Annotated in this window: 2 protein-coding genes; one reads left to right on the forward strand and one right to left on the reverse strand. The window is 65.0% G+C overall.

Annotated features, from left to right (window positions below; translation table 11 throughout):
* Positions 1-59: 59 nt before the first annotated feature.
* Complete coding sequence (locus XM50_RS00140; RefSeq protein ID WP_009824027.1) at positions 60-632, reverse strand: recombinase family protein; 573 nt, start codon at positions 630-632, stop codon at positions 60-62.
* A gap of 191 nt (positions 633-823) precedes the next feature.
* On the opposite strand from XM50_RS00140, the gene XM50_RS00145 reads away from it, so the two are divergent.
* On the forward strand, positions 824-1,538 hold a 715-nt coding region (locus XM50_RS00145; protein WP_046406312.1), incomplete at its 3' end, for a helix-turn-helix domain-containing protein.

A 1,538-nucleotide genomic window follows, 5' to 3' on the forward strand; every position in this document is an offset into this window, starting at 1 on the left:
GTGTAAACGCTCGCGCTAAGTGGCGGCATTCTGATCGCGCTATTTGTCGGCGAGCGTCGCTACGCGGCTACCGGCTTGGTCTCGGCCGATCGCACATAGGCGTAGAGTTTTGGCTTGGAGATGCCGAGCATCGAGCAAATCTTGGCGATCGGCATCGTGTTCTCGTGGTAGAGCCTGACGGGCAGGTCGCGCTTGTCCTTGCCGAGTGCGGCCGGCCGGCCACCCTTCTTGCCGCGAGCGCGGGCTGCGGTGAGACCGGCCTGGGTCCGCTCGCGGATCAGGTTGCGCTCGAACTCCGCCAATGCCCCGAACAGGTGGAAGGTAAGCTTGCCCGACGTGGTGGTCGTGTCGATCGCCTCGTGCAGGCTCAGCAGCCCGACCTTTTCCTCGTCGAGGTAGGTCATCCATCCGATCAGATCACGGAGCGAGCGGCCGAGCCTGTCGAGGCGCCAGACCACCAGTGTGTCGCCGGCGCGAAGCAGCTCCTTCACCTTTTCCAATCCAGGGCGAGCGGCAGTCGCCCCGGAGGCCTTGTCGGTGATGACCTTCTCGCAGCCGGCAGCCTTCAGCGCATCACGCTGGAGGTCCAGGTTCTGCTCGGCGGTCGATACGCGGGCGTAACCGATTTTCATGCGTAGGGCCGGTGGCGCCCCGATCGGGCGCGGTTTGGGAAGAAAGTCGTCATCGGCAGGTCTATGTTGCCCTAGTTTTCTTTACCGGGTAGATTTACGTCGAACAGGCCGGTTTGGCAACGCGAGCGGACTCGCATGGCGATGGGCAGGCAAATCTCCGTTTTCCTTACCTGCGACACGGACCGTCGGCGGTGACGCATCCGGCGCTTGTCCCGCCGCTGGCGATCGAGCGCTACCGCGTCCTTGAACCGCACCTCGCCGATGGCATCCCGCTCGCGGACCTCGCCCGCACCGGCACGCTGAGCGAGCGGACGTTGCAGCGCTGGCTCGGGCGCTACCGTGCCGAAGGACTTGCCGGTCTCGCGCGTCTGCCGCGCAACGATCGGGGCAGGCTGCACCTGCCGGAACATCTGGTCGAACTGACCCGCACTCTCGCCACCAAGCGCCCGCGACCCCCGGTCGCCGCCATTCACCGAAAGGTGCAGGAACTCGCCATCGCGCATGGACACCGAACCCCCAGCTATGCGGCCGTCGCGCGTGTCGTCAGGGCGATACCGGCAAGCCAGATCGCCGCAGCCTCCGATCCGGCCGTCTACCGCGACCAGCACGAGCTAGTGCATCGGCGCGAAGCCGCGACCTCGAACGAGATGTGGCAGGCCGATCATACCGTTCTCGACATTCTCGTGCTCGATGATGCCGGAACCCCGGTGCGTCCTTGGCTGACCGTCATCGTTGACGATCACAGCCGAGCCATCGCCGGTTACTTCCTCAGCCTCGATGCCCCCAGTGCCCTCAACACGGCGCTCGCCTTGCGGCAGGCGATCTGGCGCAAGCCCAATCCCGAATGGATCGTCAGCGGCATTCCCGAACAGCTTTACGTCGACAACGGCTCGGATTTCATCTCCG

Origin of the sequence: Sphingomonas sp. Ag1 (assembly GCF_000980895.1) — a bacterium.
Taxonomy (GTDB): domain Bacteria; phylum Pseudomonadota; class Alphaproteobacteria; order Sphingomonadales; family Sphingomonadaceae; genus Sphingomonas; species Sphingomonas panaciterrae.

What these genes read in the sequence shown, in the direction of transcription:
- XM50_RS00140 (WP_009824027.1), bottom strand. Translation starts at nt 632, where the DNA reads ATGAAAATCGGTTACGCCCGCGTATCGACCGCCGAGCAGAACCTGGAC.